Genomic DNA, 13,946 nt, shown 5'->3' with positions numbered 1-13,946 from the left:
ACCCCGCTTTCTAAGCCGGCGGCGGCGAAGGCCGCCCGGAGAAGTTTTTCCATATGGTCTTCAGGTCCGAAAAATCGCCGGGGTACCTCGACTTCCCTAGCACCCCTGATTTCCACGCTTCCGCCAGAGCGGAAAAAAAATACGAGGCCGCCAGGCTATCCTCCGGGAACAGGCCCCAGGCGGCGGCGGCGGATCGTGCCGCCTCCAGATAGTGCCCCTGGCGCCCCTGGGCGTAACAGGAGCCGAGCAGATATCCGTACAACAGCTTCCGCTCCAGGGGGGCGTAGCCGGACTCGGAAACCGGGTTCGCGCTGCGGCGCAGGTTCTCTCGGGCCGCGGCGTATTCCTCGACGGCTTCGGCGTAGCGGCCGCGGGAAGAAAGCACATCGGCCAGGACGGCCCGGGTCCGAAACAGCCGGGGCTCGGCGGCGGCGGCCCCGGCCGCCAGAAGCGGGGGCGCGCCCCAGAGCGCGGCCTGCCGTTGGGAAAGAACGGCGAGAAGGACGAGGATCGTTCCCGCTCCCAGCCGGGCGGAAACGCGGGCGCACCGGGCTGCGGCTCGGAACGCTCCGGCGAACAGCAGCGCCGCCCCACCCAGGGCCAGATAGTGGAAATGCTCTCCCCAGAAGACCACGCCCGGCTGCAGCAGCAGCGGTTTGATCCCGGCGAAGGGAGCCATCGCCGCCAGAAACCAGACGGCGCCGGCAGCCGGCCAGAAAGGAAGGTCGCGGGGGCGGGCCAACCGGCTCGCATAAAGCACCGCTCCACCCGCCGCCAGGGCCGCTCCGGCGGCGGCGGCAGCCGGAGCCCCTTTTAGGGGAAGGGACCGGAAAAGATGAAGTCCGCCGGGGAGAAGGACCAGCCGGGCGCTTTCCAGGAGCCCCCGGGCGGAAGCCGGGATCCCGGCCGCCGGCCCCGGCCCTCCGGCGGACCCGAGAAAGGCGATCCCCGGCAGAAACCAAGCGCGCAGGGCGAGATACAGACCCGCCGCCAGGCAATGGGGGAGGAGCAGACGAAGCCGCTTCAATCCGCACATGCCGGGGGTTTCGGCCCAGATCAGCAGCGCCGCCCAGACCGGGAACAACAGGGCCGACTCCTTGCTCAGAAGCGCGCAGGCATAGACGCCCGTCGAGACCGCCACCGTGCCTTTCCCGGCCGCCCCCAGGAGCAGGCGCAGGGAAAGGAGCATGCCCAGCGCCGCCAGCAGCCCGCCCATCCCCGAAATATAGGCCACCTCCTCCGCCTGGAGAGGATGGACGAGAAAGAAAAGCCCCGCGGCCAGACCGCCCGGAGCCGAACCGAGCCAGCGCGCCGCCAGGGAAGCGACGAGGGCGCCGGCGGCGGCGTGCAGAACGACGTTGACCAGATGAAACGGAACCGGGTTGTCCCCGGCCGCTCCCAGAATGAGTTTGTAGGCCGCCAGCGCGGCCGGGCGGTAGTATTGCCCCGCTCCCGTCCCCGGGATCGTGAAGAACGGGCGGTCAAGCAGCTCCGGCCAACCCGGAGAGCGGATCGGCCCGGCGGGGCCGGCGATGTGGATACCGTCGTCGAGAAAGAACCCGCCCCCCAGGCAGGGGTAATAGACGACCAGAGCCGCCAGCAGCAGCAGCGCCGCCGCCGGGAATGAGACCCGGCACGGCGGGAGCGGCTGGCCTCGGGCGGCGGTACGTGGTAGATTATCGGCGAAAGGCATGGGGTCTTCCAATTTCTTCCGGTCTGCGGTCACTATGATAAACCGGGCGGGTTCCGTCGTCACTACCGTACTCTGGTCTCTCTCCCTGCTTGCGGCCGGGCTGGTCGCGGCTTCGGCGGGGCGCTACGAGGGGATCGATTTTTATCAATACTGGTCCGTGGGCAGGATTATGGCCGGAGGGGCGCCCCTCGACCTCTATGGTCGAGGAAAGGGGGAGAGCTGGGAAGACCGCGTGGTCCGGGAATTTCCGTACGCCGGAACCGACCGGCGGTGGCGGGCGGCCGCGGGCTTTCGCCGGGAGTTGGAAGTCTACTCTTCTCCCTTTCTCTACGCTCTGTTCTCTCCTCTGGCCCTGCTTCCCTACTCCCGGGCGCTCGATCTCTTCCAGCTGGCGGGCACGGCGGCCCTGGTCGTCTTCGCCGCGGCCGGCGGCGCCGCCGCCCGTTCCCGGCCCTGGATCCCTCCCCTGCTGCTGCTGCTCCTCCTCCTCGCCTATCAGCCGGCGGCAGCCGATCTCAGGGCCGCCAACGTCAACCGTCTCCAATTGGGGATGCTGGGAGCGGTTTTCTGGGCGGGTGCGCGCGACGGCCCGGCCGGGTACGGGCTCGCCGGGTTTCTTCTGGGCCTGGCGGTGGCTTTCAAACCCAACCTGGCGCCGGCGGCGGGGTTGGCGGCGGTGTCGCTCCTGGCCTGGAGGAAGACGGCCGCGGCCGGACGCTTCTTCGCCGGGGCCGCGCTGGGAGGGGCCACGGCCGTGGCCGCCGCCGCCGTCGCCTGGGGCGGGATCGGGTGCTGGAAACGATGGGTGGAAGCGGCGGCGGCCATGCCTCCCGACATCATCCCTCCCCGCCTGGGAAATTACGCCCCGGGCTGGTACTTCTCCCGTTGGGCCGGCACCGATCTGAGCATTCCCCTGGCGCTCGGGCTCTTCGGGGTCGCGGCGGCGGCCGTCGCCGCCGGCGCGCGCCGGCGGATGAGGAGCCCCGAGATTTTTTCCTCTTCCTGGCAGGCGGCGATCGCCCTGGGCGCACTGGTCTTCATCCTTTCCTCCCGCCTGGTCTGGATCCATTACTATCTTCTCGCCGTTCCCGCGGCTTTGATCCTGACCTCTCCCCCCGCGAAAGGATGGCAGATTTTTTTGGGGGCCGCGGGGTTCGCTCTCATCGCTCTCGATCCCATGCTCGCGGTCGTCCCCCCACCGGGAATTCCGGCCGAAACCCTGGCCGTCGGGACCGGAGCCGTTCTCCTCCTGATCGGGCTTATCGGAAAAATCGTCGGGAAAAGACCGACCCCGGAAGCGCGCCCGGGCTAGAGGGGGCGCTCGTATCTCCGCGGGAGGGGGAACGCGGCCGGCGGGTCACTCCCCGTTTTCCGTGCCCGGCTTCTCTTCGGCCCCGGAGATAAGGCCGATCCCCTGTTCCACGGTACGGCGTCCGGCTTTGCCCAGGGTCAGGGAGATATCGCGGAAGGCCCCCCACACCCGCGCCCGGATCGCCTCCTGTTCTTCTTCCGGCTGTTCCCGGTAGAGAAGCACCAGTCCGTATACCAGGGCCGCCAGGACCAGGAGAGCCGCCGTCCTGAAAACGAACCGGATCATTTCCCCGATCCGGGAGGATGGGGAAACACTTCTTTTCCCCCGACCATGGTCCGCTTGACGGTGAATTTGCGGTCGAAGATGACCAGATCGGCGTCCATGCCCTCGCCCAGGTCTCCCTTGACGTGATCGATGCCCAGCACGCGGGCCGGATGGAGCGTAGCCAGAGAGATGGCCCGCGAGAGCGGAACCGACGTGTATTCGACCAGATTCTTCAGGGCCTGGTTCATGGGAAGAACCGATCCCACCAGGGTGCCGTCGTTCAGGCTGGCCCGGCCGTCGGCGACGGAGACGTCCCTCCCTCCCATCGTGAACTTGGCCAGCTTCTTCCCCATGGCGGCGGTGCCGTCGGTGACCAGGTGAATCCTTTCGAAGGCCTTGAGCCGGAACAGAAGCCGGATCAGAACCGGGGAAACGTGCACCCCGTCGGCGATCAATTCGGCGTTGACGAGTTCTTCCTCGAGAATGGCGGCCAGGGCGCCGGGTTCGCGGTGGTGCAGGGGCGGATAACTGTTGAAGATATGCGTGGCGTAGTTCAAACCCCGCTCCACGGCTTTTCGGGTCTCGTCGTACCCGGCCTGGGTATGGCCGATGGCCGCGATCACGCCGCTGGCGGTCAGGAGCGATATCAGGTCCTCTCCTCCCGGCAGTTCCGGGGCCAGGGTCATGATTTTAATCAACCCGTCGGCTTCCTTGAGGAACTGCCGGAGGCAATCGGGGTCGGCTTTGCGGATATAACGCAGGGGCTGGGCTCCGCGCTTGCCGATGCTGATGAAAGGTCCTTCCAGGTTGAGGCCCAGAATCGACGAACGGTATTTCGATTTCGACGCCGGACCCTTGATGAAGCGGATATATTCGAGAATCTCTTCGGGCGAGAGCGCCGAAAGCGTGGGCAGACAGGAAGTGGTCCCGAACCGGTAGAGGGTGCGGATAATTCCGTAGAGATTCCGGTAGGGCCGATCGCTGAAATGATGGCCGCCGGCGCCATGGACGTGCAGATCGATGAATCCGGGCGCGACGAAATTACGCTCGGCGTTGATCTTGCGGACGCTCCGGGAAAGACTGGGAAGCTGATCGGGAAGGAGTTCCTGGATCTTCCCGTCGCGGATGAGAATGCTTCCTTTCCGCGGCTCCCGGTTGGGCCGCAGGATTATGGCATGAATGATGGCAACGGTTCCAGATTCGGTCATCTTCATCCCCTCCGGGTCCGCCGGTCCCGGGACCCGATCATCCCCCGAGCCGCCCCCGCCAGCCGGAGCGATCCGGCGACCACCACGGTCGAAACGGGCTCTGCGCCACTATAGCAATCCCCGATCGCCCGCTCAAGGGTTTCGCAGGAAATAATCCTTCCGTCATCCCCGGCGGCGCGGCAGCGGGCCGCCAGTTCCTCCCCGGGAAGGGCCCTGCTGCCCGCCACCGTAACCGTCCGGACCACTCGGGCCCCGGGAACCAGTTCCCGGACGATACCGTCCACGTCCTTGTCCGCCAGGACCCCCAGAATCAGGGAATACGGGCGCCCCCGCAGGTATCGGCCCAGGACGTCGGCGAGGGCCCGGGCCCCCGCCGGATTATGGGCGCCGTCGACGATGAACTCTATCCCCCCGCGGCGCATGATCTCGAAGCGTCCCGGCCAAAAGGTCTCCTCCAGGGCCCGGGCCACCCGGCCGCGGTCGAGGCGCCCGGCGGCGCCGGCCTCTCCCGTCCACCAGGCCGCCAGGGCGGTGAGGCAGTTGTCGGCCTGATGCCGCCCCAGGAGGCGCAGAGCCAGTTTTACGCCGAGGCCGTCGGGAAAACCCACCGTAAAGACGCTTCGGGAACCGGCCACCTCCGGCTCCGTCCGGGAGAACAGCGACGATGCCCGCAACAGTCGCGCCCCCCGAATCCGGCAGGCGTTTTTCACCACCCCCTGGGCTTCCGGTGGAAGGTCTCCCGTCACCGTCGGCACCCCGGATTTGACGATACCGGCCTTTTCGGCGGCGATGCTCTCCAGGTCGTTCCCCAGATACGCGGAGTGGTCCATCGCCACCGTGGTGACGACCGCGACCTTGGGGACGACCGCGTTGGTGGCGTCCAACCGCCCCCCCATTCCCACTTCCCAGACCGCGGCTTCGACCCCGCGTTCCCGGAAATAGCAGAGGGCCAGGGCGGTCACGGCTTCGAAGTAGGTGGGGTGGGCGCAGCCCGGAGCGCGGGCCACGCCCTCCAGGACCGGCGCCAGGCGTTCCAGCAAACGGCAGACTTCCTTCTTCCCTATCGCCTTGCCGTCGACTCGGATCCGTTCCCGGAAGTCTTCCAAATGGGGGGAGGTGAAGCATCCCACCCGGGTCCGGGTGAGGCCGAGCAGGCTGTTCAAAAAGGCGCAGGTGGAGCCCTTGCCGTTGGTTCCGGCGACGTGGTAAAAATCGATATTCGCTTCCGGGTGGTCGAGGCGCCGGAGCACTTCGCGGATATTGTCGAGTCCCAGCTTGGTCCCGAACAACCTCAGCGAATACAGATATTCCAAGGCCTCCCGGTAGCGCATCTCCTCACCCTTCCCCCCCCCGGTCGCGCAGCGAAGACAAAAACCGTCGGGCGCCGGATGAAAGATCCGGGTCCCTGGCCCCCATGAAAATAACCGCGGTTTCCGGGCGCAAGGCCTGCTCCACCGCGGCCGCGGCCTCGTCCAGGTCGTCGGCCAGGAGGACGCGGCAGCCCCCGGTTATCCCGACGGCCAAGTCCCTGCTGCCCTTCCCCTCCGCGGCGGTGCCCCCCGCGTAGAACACCGGGAGGAGAACCAGGAGATCCTCCGGTCCCAACCCCGCGGAAAAGGCCCGGGCGTACCCGGCAAGGAAACGGGCCAGCGGGGTAAAACCGTGGGGCCGGTACACTACCGCCAGGTGTTTCTTCAGCAGCCGCGCCGCGGCCAGGGAAGCGGCGATCTTGGCCGGGTTATGGGCGTAGTCGTCGAGAACCGCGGTTCCGCCGGAGTACCCCACCACCTCCAGTCGCCTTCCCAACCCGGGGAACGAAGCCAGGGCGTCGGCGGCCGAACGGGGATCGGCGCCCAGCACCGCGGCGACGGTCAAAGCGCAGAGGGCATCGGCGACATTATGAACGCCGGGGAGGGAAATGAAGCATGGGATTTCATTCCAGCGGAAGCGGGAACCGGCGGGCTTCAATTCCACCTCCGAGGCGTTGTAATCCCCCTCCCCCTCCAGGGAGAAAGTCGTGCAGGAACGGGCGTGCCGAAAAAGTGCGCGGCACGGCGACGAATCCCGGTTGACGACCAGCGTCTCCGTCACGGAGGCGGCGAAGCGCTGAAAGATCCCGACCAGATCGTCCAGGCAAAAATGATCTTCCGAGATGTTGGTAACCGCTCCGACTTCGGGGCGGTAGGAATCCAGTTCCCCGTCGCTTTCGTCGGCCTCGAAGCAGAAGAGGTCCGATCCTCCCGCGCGGGCGTTGCCCTCTCCGCCCCAGTCGCCCCGCGGCTCGGCCCCCAGGACCACCGTCGGGTCCCGCCCCAGGCGGTGCAGTATCCAGGCCAGCATCGCCGTCGTCGTCGACTTCCCGTTGGTCCCGGCTACGGCCACCCGGCGGTATGGACGTCCCCATTCCCGGAGAAAGGCGGCGCGGGAGACCACGGACACTCCCATTTTCCGTGCCTCCGCCACGTCGGGGATATCCGCCTCGACCGCCGCCGAACTCACGACCGTTTCGGCCCCGCTGACCCCGGAACCGTCCTGGGGAAGAATGACGATCCCTTCCTTCTCCAGCGCCCGCCGCAGTTCCCGCGACTCCCCCCGATCGAAAAAACGATCCGAACCGCTGACCCGCAGCCCGCGCCAGACCGCCAACCGGGCCAGGGCACTCAGACCCGTTCCCGCGATCCCGCAAAAATGTATTCTCCCGCTCACGTGCCCCCTTCCCCCACCGTGACCGTCATCCCGTCTTCGGCCACGTGGATCCGGCCGGCGAATTCCCGGGCGGCCTGGGCGTGGACGTCGACCGAGTCGCAGAGCGGATACAGATGGGTGATCACCAGCTCCCGCGCCCCCGCTTCCCGGGCGACGCGGCCGGCCAGTTCGGGGGTCAGGTGACCCGGAACAGCGCGGCCCGCGGGAAAGGAGGCTTCGGCGACCAGAAGATCGGCCCCGGCCCCCAATTCGACCAGGGCCGGGCAGTAGGCGCTGTCGCCCGTATAGGCCAGTATCCCCTTCCCGGGCGCGCAAAGACGGTATCCCAGACTTTCGGGGCCGTGGACGACCCGAAGGGCGGTAACGGCGATATCTTCGTCGAGATACCGGCCCGGGGCCAGCTCCCGGACCGTCAATTCGTACTCACGGGCCTCCAGCCAGTCCGGGTAAACGCAGCGGAAGCCGGCGAGCGCCCGCTTCAGACCCGCCGGTCCCGCGATCTCCAGGGGGCGGCGGCGCGGCGGGCGGGAGTAACGGCAGGCGAAAAGCAGGTGGGGGATGCCCAGGCTATGGTCCGGGTGAAGATGGGTGATCCAGACCCGGTCCAGGTCGCCGGGGAAGCAGCCGGCCTCGGCCAGGCCGTGGAGCGTGTCCGGGCCGCAGTCGAAAAGCATCTTCCGACGGCCGGTTTCGACCAGAAGCGCGGGCGCTTTCCGCCGCGGGGAAGGCGTCCCCGTTCCCGAACCGATGACGGTTATCTTCATCTCTCCCCCTGTGGCCTCACTACCGAGCTCGTGTTATGTTAGTATAAAGAACAACGGCCGTCACCTCAGGTTAAAGAATGTTGGCGATTTCCATGGCTCTGGCGGCGATCGTATCGGCCCCGGGTTCCCGGGGGACATGCCCTCCCCTCTCCGGGGTTCTCGACGCCTGCGCCTACCTGGAACCGGGGGACGTCCCCGAAACTCCCTGGCAACCCCAGGGAGAAACGGTCGTCTATGTCGCCCCGGGGGGGAACGACGGCAATCCGGGAACGTCGCCCCAGGCGCCCAAGCGGACCCTGGGGGGCGCCGTCATTCTCGCCAACCAGTACCCCCAAACACCGATGCGGATCGAACTCGCCGGGGGTGTTTATCTGCGGCCCGTCGAACACGAATACCTGGAAATAACCCGGGGGAATCTCCTGATCGAGGGGAAGACGGGCGAAGAAGCGGTCATCCGGCCCTCCTTCTGGCCCGGCGATCCGGATTCCTGGGGAGCGGCCCATCTCTTCCAGGCCTCCGGCCCCTACGCCAACCTCGCCTTCCGCAACCTCACCCTCGAGGGTTGGTCCAACCCGTTTTATCTGGGCGCCCCCCTCGAGAGCGCGGCCATGAAGAACGTTTCCCTTGTCGATATCCGGGCCCGGGAGTTCAGGCACCGGGGCGAGGGGTTCATCACCGAATTTTTCAGCACTTCCTACCTTCTCTCCGACGTCTATGACGGGCCCGACGGCTTCGATCCCGACGGGCCCGGGGTCAAATACCAGATCGAAGGACTCATCCTCGAAGACGTCGAGGTCGAAGGAGCCGATATCGGAGTCAATATCGGGGACGAGAACGACGCCAACGTCAAAGGGATGCGGATATCGGATTGCTCGTTTCGACGTTCGACCGGCGGAAACGACACCTCTCTCGACGCCGTGGCCGTGGTCAACAGTTCCGACATCCTGGTGGCGGGGTGCCTGATCGTCGGCCCGGCGGGCGACGGCCTCGACTTCAAGGCCAGCGACTGCTCGGTGATCGGCACTTCGGTCGTCGGCGCCGGCCGCAACGCCGTCAAGTTCTGGAGAAACGGGGAACTGATCGATTCGATCGTCTACGGCTGCACCCCCATCGACGACGGCGCCGTTATCTACCGGCAAGGCCCCGGACGTATCGTCAACTCCTTGATCGGAAGCAAATCGGTCGGTTACTGCGGCACGTTCGCCTACGACACGGACGCGGCCGGACCCCTGGAAATCGTCAATACCGTCTTTATCGGGCTCGACCACACCTTTTACCTGGGGACCGGCGACCTCGCCGTCCGCAACTGCTGCTTTTTCGATATGCCCGGCGGCCTGTTTTCGGGCAAGGTCGCCGCCGCCGACGCCGGCGAGCTGAACGCTCTCCCCGGCTGTTCCGGCAACATCGGAGCCGATCCCCTCCTGGAAAACGCCGGCGAGCATTCTTTTTCCCTGCTGCCGGGTTCGCCCTGCGTCGACGCCGGAAACGGCGGCGGCGGGCCGCTCCCCGGGTTCGACATCCGCGGCTTCTGCCGCCCCCGGGGGGCCGGCATCGACATCGGACCGCTGGAGTTCGATCCGGGCTCGGCCCGGCGGGGACGCGACTTCGACGGGGACGGAACCGACGATTTCGCCGCCTACCGGGAGTCGGACGGACGTTGGACCATCCGCGGTTTTTCCGCATTCTCTTTCGGCGGAGAGGCAGACGTTCCCGTGGCCGGGGATTATTCCGGGAGCGGGAGCGCCCGGCCCGCGGTCTATCGCTCCCGCGACGGGCGCTGGGCGGTGCGCGGAGAGACCCGGTTTTATTTCGGCGCCCCCGGAGATCTGGTCCTGCCCCCCTATACTCGGGGGAACGGGCGGATCGACGCCGGTTTTTTCCGTCCCGGGGCGGGCTTGTGGGCTTATCGCGGAAAGACCCGGTTCTGGTGGGGCCGGGACCGGGATCAGCCGGTCCCGGCCGATTATTCCGGGGACGACAGCGTCGAAGCCGCCGTTTTCCGTCCCGGTACCGGTTGCTGGGCGATAACCGGTGAGGGGGCGAGAGCCTATTATGGAGCGGCATCGGACATGCCCGTTCCCGCCGATTTCAACGGCGACGGGACGGAGGAGATCGCCGTATACCGGGGTTCGAACGGAAGCTGGTTTATCCGGGGAAGATCCCGCTTCTTTTTCGGGAAACCCGGAGATATTCCGGTGACGGGCGATTATGACGGGGACGGGAGCGACGACACCGGGGTCCTCCGGGGTGATCCTCCCCGCTGGTTCATCCGCGGAATGACCCGAGTCTTTTACGGAACCGAAGGGGGAGGACCCGGTGCTTAACGGGAAAAAAATCGTGGTCGTGCTCCCGGCGTACAACGCGGAACTGACCCTGGAGAGGACCTACCGGGAAATCCCGTCCTGGCTGGTGGACGACGTCCTTCTGGTCGACGACCACAGCACCGATGCCACCGTGACCAAGGCCCGGGAACTGGGAATCAAGACCATCATCCACCGGACCAACCGGGGTTACGGCGCCAACCAGAAGACCTGCTACCGGGCGGCCCTGGCCGAGGGCGCCGACATCGTCGTCATGCTTCACCCCGACTACCAGTACAGCCCCAAATTGCTGACGGCGATTTCAAGCCTGATCTCGATCGGCCACTACGACCTGGTCCTCGGTTCCAGAATCCTGGGGGTGGGGGCCCTGGCGGGGGGAATGCCCCTGCATAAATACGTCGCCAACCGGGTGTTGACCCTGATTCAGAACCTCCTGCTCCACCATAAACTTTCGGAGTATCACACCGGCTACCGGGGCTATTCCCGGGAAGTGCTGGAGGCGATCCCCTTCGAGGACAATTCCGACGATTTCGTCTTCGACAACCAGATTCTGGCGCAGGCTATCTACGCCGGGTTCCGGATCGGCGAAATTTCCTGCCCCACCCGCTATTTCGCCGAAGCTTCCTCCATCGACCTGGCCTCCAGCATCCTCTACGGCCTGGGGGTTCTGCGGACCTCGGTTCTCTTCCGTCTCAACCGCCTCGGGATCGTTCGTTCCCCTCTTTTCGCGGGCCTGAAGTCCACGCCCCCCCGGACGCTTTATTGACCGGCCTGCGGCTCCCTGCGGAAAACGGACGCGTGGCCGGGGCGCGCGATTTGTGCTAGTGTTGGTCTTCTCCGGAAAAGGATAAGGAGCGCGGTTATGAGAAAAACGGATGTGCTGGTCGTCGGAGGGAGCGCCTCGGGGATCGTGGCCGCCACCACCGCCAAGGCGTTTCATCCCGGGAAAAGCGTTCTGCTGGTGCGCCGGGAGAAGCAGGTTCTGACTCCCTGCGGGATCCCTTATATCTTCGCGACTCTCCGGGGCATCGATCAGGATCTTATCCCCGATCGGGTTCTGCTCAATGCCGGAGTCGATCTGCTGATCGACGAAGTCGTCGCCGTCGACCAGGAGGCCAAGACCTGCGCCACCGCGGGCGGGGAAACGATCGGTTTCGAGAAACTCGTTCTGGCCCTGGGTTCGGTCCCCTCGGTCCCCAAGACGTTCCGCGGCAAAGAACGGGAGAACCTCTTCCTCATCCCCAAGGACAAGGAGTACCTGGAACGGATGGTCCGACGCCTGGGCGAATGCGGGTCCGTAATCATCGTCGGCGGCGGCTTTATCGGAGTCGAGGTCGCCGATGAACTGACCAAATCCGGCAAACGGGTGACCTTGATCGAAAAGCTCCCCCATGTTCTGGAATTGGCCTTCGACCCCGAATTGACGATAAAGGCCGAGGAGATCCTCAAGGACCGAGGGGTGAACGTCGTCGCCGGGGTCGGGGTCCGGGAGGTTATGGGAAAGGGCCGGGTCACGGGGGTGCGCCTGGAAAGCGGCGAAGAGATAAAATCCGACGCCGTCATCCTGGCCACCGGCTATATCCCCGCTACCGGGCTGGCCGAGGCCGCGGGGATCCCGCTCAACCGCATGGGCTTCGTCCAGGTCAACGAATACATGATGACCGAAAACCGCGACGTTTTCGCGGTGGGGGACTGCGCCGAAAAGAAAAGCTTCATCACCCGCGACTCCATTCCGGTGATGCTCGCCTCCACCGCGTGCGCCGAAGCCCGGATCGCGGCCATGAACCTCTATAGCCTCTCGGCGGTCAAGACCTTCGGCGGCACCATCGCCATTTATTCCACCGCGGTGGGGACGACCGCGTTCGGGGTGGCCGGCGTCAAGGAAAACCTGGCCCGGGAACGGGGATTCGATATCGTCACCGGATCGTTTCAGGGGGCGGATAAACACCCCGGGACCATGCCCGGGACTCAGATACAGCTGGTCAAACTGATCGCCTCCCGGGAATCGGGAGTGATTATCGGGGGACAGGTCATGGGGGGAGACGGTACCGGGGAACTCACCAACCTGATCGGGATCATGATTCAGAACCGGATGACGGTGAGTTCGATCATGACCGCCCAGATCGGGACCCATCCTCTTCTGACCGCCCCGCCCACGGCATATCCCCTGACCCGGGCGGCCATGGCCATCACTCTCAGCTACCGGCACGGGTGAAGCTCCCGGCGCTTTTTTACCGGGGAAACGGGCGGTTTCGGTTCCCGCGGGAACGCCCGGGACTCAGGAGATGAAAAAAATTCGATACTACAGCACCAACCGCGCCGTCGACACCGCCGGGCGGGCGCCGTTCGCCGGAACCGTCAGCTTCCGCGAAGCCCTGATCGCGGGGCAGGCCCCGGACGGAGGCCTGTTTCTCCCGGAACGGTTCCCCTCGTTTTCAACCGGGGACATCTCCGCGCTGCGGGACGCTCCTTATTGGAAAGCGGCGTTTCTGGTCATGCGCGAATACCTGGGCGGAGAGTTGGACGACGCCGGCCTGGAGGAGGCCGTCCGGGACGCTTACGACTTCCCGGTGCCGTTGGAACGGGTCTACGACCGTAAGTTCGTCATGCGTCTCGATCAAGGCCCTACCGCCTCCTTCAAGGACTTCGCGGCGCGCTTGATGTCGAGGCTCATGTCCCGGCTCAAGGACCCCCGGCGGCGGCTCAATGTTCTGGTCGCCACTTCCGGAGACACCGGCAGCGCCATCGGCGAAGCCTTCAAGGGCGTGGAGGGGATCGACGTCTGCATCCTCTACCCCCGGCTCGAGGTCAGCCCCCGCCAGAAAAAACAGCTCGACACCATCGGGGGAAACGTCCGCACCCTGGTGGTGGACGGCAAATTCGACGACTGCCAGAACATGGTGAAACAGGCGTTTCTCGACCCCGGCCTGGCCGATCTCAACCTTACGTCGGCCAATTCCATCAACATCGGCCGGGTCCTTCCCCAGAGCATTTACTATCTTTGGGGCTATGCCCAGGTCGCCGACGCCGGGGAAGAAATCGTGGTTTCGGTCCCTTCGGGGAACTTCGGCAACGCTTTCGGCTGCGAGATCGCCCGCCGCATGGGGCTTCCCCTGCGGCGGCTGCTCATGCCCACCAATGAAAACGACGAATTCCCCCGTTTTCTGGCCGACGGCTCCTACCGCAAGGTCTCCCCGTCCCGGACGTGTCTCTCCAACGCCATGAACGTCGGGCATCCCAGCAACCTTGCCCGTTTCTTCGACGTTTACGGGGGCACCGTGGACAAGGACGGCACCGTTTACCGCCTGCCCGATATCGAAGAAATGCGCCGGAGGATCCGCTCGGTCAGCGTCAGCGACGAAACCACCCGCCGCACCATTCTGGCGGCGTGGAAGGAACACCGGCTCCTGCTCGAGCCCCACGGGGCCGTCGGCTGGAAGGGCCTGCGGGAATTTTTGGCCGAGGAGGGGGATTTCAACCCCTGCCTCTCGATCGAGACCGCGCATCCCGCCAAGTTTCCCGAAGAGATCGAAACGCTGCTGGGGTTCCACCCCGACGCCCCCGCCGCGCTCGGCGACCTTGATTCCAGAAGCGGAAGCCCGATGCCGATGGGCTGCACCTACCCGGAGTTCAGGGAGTTTCTCCTGGCCAACCTCTCCGGGAAAGTCTGAGCGGGAA

11 protein-coding genes are annotated in these 13,946 nt (G+C 65.8%); 5 read left to right on the top strand and 6 right to left on the bottom strand.

All coding sequences use genetic code 11. From position 1 onward, the window contains the following. Nucleotides 1-10: 10 nt before the first annotated feature. Entirely contained in the window at nt 11-1,693 is a 1,683-nt protein-coding gene (locus PLZ73_00375) for a hypothetical protein (protein ID HOO76329.1), read from the bottom strand. Between the two features lie 34 nt (nt 1,694-1,727). On the opposite strand from PLZ73_00375, the gene PLZ73_00370 reads away from it, so the two are divergent. Further along, on the top strand, nt 1,728-3,005 hold the full coding sequence (locus tag PLZ73_00370; GenBank protein ID HOO76328.1) for a glycosyltransferase 87 family protein: 1,278 nt from the start codon (nt 1,728-1,730) through the stop codon (nt 3,003-3,005). 45 nt (nt 3,006-3,050) lie between these two features. On the opposite strand, the gene PLZ73_00365 is transcribed toward PLZ73_00370, so the two are convergent. Genes PLZ73_00365 through PLZ73_00345 form a run of 5 tightly spaced genes read right to left on the bottom strand, consistent with a single transcriptional unit; the run spans nt 3,051 to nt 7,947 of the window. Further along, complete coding sequence (locus tag PLZ73_00365) at nt 3,051-3,290, bottom strand: hypothetical protein (GenBank protein ID HOO76327.1); 240 nt, start codon at nt 3,288-3,290, stop codon at nt 3,051-3,053. Then, the gene (gene nagA, locus PLZ73_00360) at nt 3,287-4,477 is read right to left on the bottom strand and encodes an N-acetylglucosamine-6-phosphate deacetylase (GenBank protein ID HOO76326.1); all 1,191 of its coding nucleotides are present in this window, start codon (nt 4,475-4,477) and stop codon (nt 3,287-3,289) included. Before nagA ends, PLZ73_00365 begins: the two co-directional genes overlap by 4 nt. Nucleotides 4,478-4,479: 2 nt before the next feature. Beyond that, the gene (locus tag PLZ73_00355) at nt 4,480-5,808 is read right to left on the bottom strand and encodes a folylpolyglutamate synthase/dihydrofolate synthase family protein (GenBank protein ID HOO76325.1); all 1,329 of its coding nucleotides are present in this window, start codon (nt 5,806-5,808) and stop codon (nt 4,480-4,482) included. Nucleotides 5,809-5,812: 4 nt separating this feature from the next. Further along, the gene (locus PLZ73_00350; GenBank protein HOO76324.1) at nt 5,813-7,183 is read right to left on the bottom strand and encodes a Mur ligase family protein; all 1,371 of its coding nucleotides are present in this window, start codon (nt 7,181-7,183) and stop codon (nt 5,813-5,815) included. Continuing rightward, nucleotides 7,180-7,947 carry an MBL fold metallo-hydrolase gene (locus tag PLZ73_00345; protein HOO76323.1) on the bottom strand — a complete coding sequence of 256 codons (768 nt, stop codon included), beginning with the start codon at nt 7,945-7,947 and terminating at the stop codon, nt 7,180-7,182. Before PLZ73_00345 ends, PLZ73_00350 begins: the two co-directional genes overlap by 4 nt. A 77-nt stretch (nt 7,948-8,024) precedes the next feature. On the opposite strand from PLZ73_00345, the gene PLZ73_00340 reads away from it, so the two are divergent. The 4 genes from PLZ73_00340 (at nt 8,025) to thrC (ending at nt 13,939) form a co-directional block, all read left to right on the top strand. Next, entirely contained in the window at nt 8,025-10,271 is a 2,247-nt protein-coding gene (locus tag PLZ73_00340) for a choice-of-anchor Q domain-containing protein (protein HOO76322.1), read from the top strand. Further along, nucleotides 10,264-11,034 carry a glycosyltransferase family 2 protein gene (locus PLZ73_00335; GenBank protein HOO76321.1) on the top strand — a complete coding sequence of 257 codons (771 nt, stop codon included), beginning with the start codon at nt 10,264-10,266 and terminating at the stop codon, nt 11,032-11,034. The genes PLZ73_00340 and PLZ73_00335 overlap by 8 nt, the downstream gene beginning before the upstream one ends. Before the next feature lie 96 nt (nt 11,035-11,130). Then, the gene (locus PLZ73_00330; GenBank protein ID HOO76320.1) at nt 11,131-12,483 is read left to right on the top strand and encodes an FAD-dependent oxidoreductase; all 1,353 of its coding nucleotides are present in this window, start codon (nt 11,131-11,133) and stop codon (nt 12,481-12,483) included. A 70-nt stretch (nt 12,484-12,553) separates the two neighbouring features. Next, nucleotides 12,554-13,939: a threonine synthase gene (gene thrC / locus PLZ73_00325; protein HOO76319.1), complete on the top strand. Its 1,386-nt coding sequence runs from the start codon at nt 12,554-12,556 to the stop codon at nt 13,937-13,939. Nucleotides 13,940-13,946: the final 7 nt, after the last annotated feature.

The sequence above is a fragment of the bacterium genome (genome assembly GCA_035380285.1).
Taxonomy (GTDB): Bacteria; Auribacterota; Erginobacteria; order Erginobacterales; family DAOSXE01; genus DAOSXE01.
Note: the sequence above shows the minus strand (reverse complement) of the source record. Positions and strands in the feature narration are given on the sequence as shown.

Bases quoted from the DNA above. Each gene is read 5' to 3' on its own strand.
- PLZ73_00375 (HOO76329.1), bottom strand. From the start codon at position 1,693: ATGCCTTTCGCCGATAATCTACCACGTACCGCCGCCCGAGGCCAGCCG.
- PLZ73_00370 (HOO76328.1), top strand. From the start codon at position 1,728: ATGATAAACCGGGCGGGTTCCGTCGTCACTACCGTACTCTGGTCTCTC.
- PLZ73_00365 (HOO76327.1), bottom strand. From the start codon at position 3,290: ATGATCCGGTTCGTTTTCAGGACGGCGGCTCTCCTGGTCCTGGCGGCC.
- nagA (HOO76326.1), bottom strand. From the start codon at position 4,477: ATGACCGAATCTGGAACCGTTGCCATCATTCATGCCATAATCCTGCGG.
- PLZ73_00355 (HOO76325.1), bottom strand. From the start codon at position 5,808: ATGCGCTACCGGGAGGCCTTGGAATATCTGTATTCGCTGAGGTTGTTC.
- PLZ73_00345 (HOO76323.1), bottom strand. From the start codon at position 7,947: ATGAAGATAACCGTCATCGGTTCGGGAACGGGGACGCCTTCCCCGCGG.
- PLZ73_00340 (HOO76322.1), top strand. From the start codon at position 8,025: ATGTTGGCGATTTCCATGGCTCTGGCGGCGATCGTATCGGCCCCGGGT.
- PLZ73_00330 (HOO76320.1), top strand. From the start codon at position 11,131: ATGAGAAAAACGGATGTGCTGGTCGTCGGAGGGAGCGCCTCGGGGATC.
- thrC (HOO76319.1), top strand. From the start codon at position 12,554: ATGAAAAAAATTCGATACTACAGCACCAACCGCGCCGTCGACACCGCC.